Here is a 2,855-nt window from a genome sequence, read left to right as displayed (position 1 = left end):
GCCGCAACAACCGAAAAATGAAGGTTGCTGCGGCTTACTTGTCTGCGTTCTTGGAAGTGCTCATCTGCTGACTATCTCATGATTGAATTTGAATCGTAACAACTTTCAAGCAACTCTGCAAGGAGCCTTATTGTGCGCCCAACGCCGGAGTTAAGCCGCCGCGCGTAGCGCGGTCGGCTTGAACGAATTGTTAGACATCATTTACCAACTGACTTGATGATCTCGCCTTTCACAAAGCGAATAAATTCTTCCAAGTGATCTGCGCGTGAGGCCAAGTGATCTTCTTTTTGTCCCAGATAAGCTTGCTTAGCTTCAAGTAAGACGGGCTGATACTGGGCAGGTAGGCGTTTTATTGCCCAGTCGGCAGCGACATCCTTCGGCGCGATTTTGCCGGTTATTGCGCTGTACCAAATGCGGGACAACGTAAGCACTACATTTCGCTCATCGCCGGCCCAGTCGGGCTGCGAGTTCCATAGCTTCAAGGTTTCCCTCAGCGCCTCGAATAGATCCTGTTCAGGAACCGGGTCAAAGAATTCCTCCGCTGCCGGACCTACCAAGGCAACGCTATGTTCTCTTGCTTTTGTAAGCAGGATAGCTAGATCAATGTCGATCATGGCTGGCTCGAAGATACCCGCAAGAATGTCATTGCGCTGCCATTCTCCAAATTGCAGCTCGCGCTTAGCCGGATAACGCCACGGGATGATGTCGTCATGCACGACAAGGGTGACTTCTATAGCGCGGAGCGTCTCGCTCTCGCCAGGGAAAGCCGAAGCCTCCATAAGGTCATTGAGCAATGCTCGCCGCGTCGTTTCATCAAGCTTTACGGCCACAGTAACCAACAAATCAATATCGCTGTATGGCTTCAGGCCGCCATCCACTGCGGAGCCGTACAAATGCACGGCCAGCAACGTTGATTCCAGATGGCGCTCAATGACGCTTAGCACCTCTGATAGTTGGTTCGAAATTTCGATGGTCACCGCTACCCTCATGATGTCTAACACCAGAATTAAGCCGCGCCGCGAAGCGGCGTCGGCTTGAATGACTTGTTAGCGCCCACCTGCGACGCCAACCTCTTGCCACTGATAGTACTGCTTAGTAGCAATGGCCAGCATATCCAGGTCCTCCGGCGTGTCTCCGTACGCGTAGATGGTCGGATATGTCGCCAGGTCGTAGCGCTCACGGACCAAGCGAGCCTTCTCCGTCAAGACGCACTGCCGCCCTTCATAGCGGCCCGTTAGGATTCCGTCCGACTGTTGCAAGGAAGAACAGATGAGCTCAACGCCGTGCGAGTCGCACCACGGCTCCAAGTAAGCCTCAAGTCCGCCGGAAACAACGACAACCTTGTGCCCCTGCGCTTTGTGCCATGCGATGCGCTGCATTGCCTCGCCGCGGAGGGTATTGGGCAGGTAGCTCTGAGCGAAGTCACGACCTTGGGCCTCCAGGACCGAGGCCGGGATGCCGCTGTAAGCGAAGCGAACGATGACGCGACGGATCAGGGTGCCAGACAAGATCCCAATCTTATACCCAAGCACGAGCGGCGCCAGAAGCAGTTGTCCCACAAGCAGTCGACGTCGGCTCACGGACCGCCGCACAAAATCCGGCATCGTCTCGCGAGTGGTAATTGTGCCATCGAAGTCAAAGAGTGCGAGAGACATGCGTTGTGGGCGCTAACGCCTTGCTCACCGGAAAATTGCGAGCGCAGCGAGTAATTTTTCCGGTGCAGCAACTTGTTGTACGGTGCAACCGATAGCTATGACGTTTGCCCCTTAATCGCCTGGATAATCCTCGGCCAGTCTTCATGATGCAACTCATGTCCCGTGCCTTCGAGTGTCAGCATTTTTGAACCACGAATCGCATCTTTCAGTGCCAACCCATGCACATAAGGAAGTACAGGATCCTCCGTGCCGTGAATGATCAAAGTTGGTACAGCTATCTCATTTAATCTCCCGAGCCATCTCTCGCCACCACCTAAAGTAGTGTGGTTGAATGTTGTCAGGATATTCGGAGTGCGATCAAAATTTAACTCAGCGATGTTTTGTATCTTCTCAGCGTCAAAAGCATGCGCAGTACCTGAGTTGATTCGCCACGCTCCGACCTGATACGCGACGACAGCATCTCTATCAGACCAATCCAGCGATTCCGCCCGTTGGTGATACTCAATGATGGCAGGATCAAAAGCGGGCATATCCGGATCTGCATCTGCAAGCCGTTCTGAAGCAATCAGCGTCAAGCTCTTCACACGTTTCGGATACTTGAGAGCTACAAGCTGGGAAAGAAATCCCCCCAAAGACATGCCGACTAAATGAGCAGCTTCCAGACCATAACCATCAATGACGCGAACCACATCATCTGCTAATTCTTCAACGGAATATGGAGCCTGACCTGGCTCATAGCTTGTTGATTTCCCGGTATCACGGTGGTCGTACCGGATCACATAGCGACCCATTTTGGCAAGTTGGGAACAAAACTCATCAGGCCACCACACCGCAGACGACATTGCCCCCATGATCAGAATAATGGGTTCATGGGCCGGGTCGCCGAATGATTCGGTATAGAGTGAAATCGCTTTATCAACAACTACCTTTTCTTTCATACTTAAATTGCCTTCGAGTTCTACGTACAACTTTGTTTTAGGGCGACTGCCCTGCTGCGTAACATCGTTGCTGCTCCATAACATCAAACATCGACCCACGGCGTAACGCGCTTGCTGCTTGGATGCTCGAGGCATAGACTGTACAAAAAAACAGTCATAACAAGCCATGAAAACCGCCACTGCGCCGTTACCACCGCTGCGTTCGGTCAAGGTTCTGGACCAGTTGCGTGAGCGCATACGCTACTTGCATTACAGCTTACGA

2 protein-coding genes and 1 pseudogene are annotated in these 2,855 nt (G+C 52.5%); all 3 read right to left on the bottom strand.

Features of this window, described 5'->3' with window-relative positions; genetic code table 11:
• Positions 1–150: 150 nt before the first annotated feature.
• A pseudogene (locus K0778_RS25530) lies at positions 151–989 on the bottom strand (AadA family aminoglycoside 3''-O-nucleotidyltransferase).
• Between the two features lie 57 nt (positions 990–1,046).
• A complete protein-coding gene (locus K0778_RS25525) occupies positions 1,047–1,655 on the bottom strand; it encodes an HAD family hydrolase (RefSeq protein WP_000050382.1) in 609 nt (202 codons plus the stop codon).
• Positions 1,656–1,750: 95 nt separating this feature from the next.
• Entirely contained in the window at positions 1,751–2,593 is an 843-nt protein-coding gene (gene estX, locus K0778_RS25520; RefSeq protein WP_001456218.1) for an alpha/beta fold putative hydrolase EstX, read from the bottom strand.
• Positions 2,594–2,855: the final 262 nt, after the last annotated feature.

Origin of the sequence: Escherichia sp. XD33, from assembly GCF_019375075.1 — a bacterium.
Taxonomy (GTDB): Bacteria; Pseudomonadota; Gammaproteobacteria; order Enterobacterales; family Enterobacteriaceae; genus Enterobacter; species Enterobacter flexneri_A.
The sequence above is the reverse complement of the archived record's forward strand: the minus strand, read 5'-3'. Positions and strand labels throughout refer to the sequence as shown.

Excerpts from the sequence above, each read along its gene's own strand:
- estX (WP_001456218.1), bottom strand. The coding sequence starts at position 2,593 with ATGAAAGAAAAGGTAGTTGTTGATAAAGCGATTTCACTCTATACCGAA.
- K0778_RS25525 (WP_000050382.1), bottom strand. The coding sequence starts at position 1,655 with ATGTCTCTCGCACTCTTTGACTTCGATGGCACAATTACCACTCGCGAG.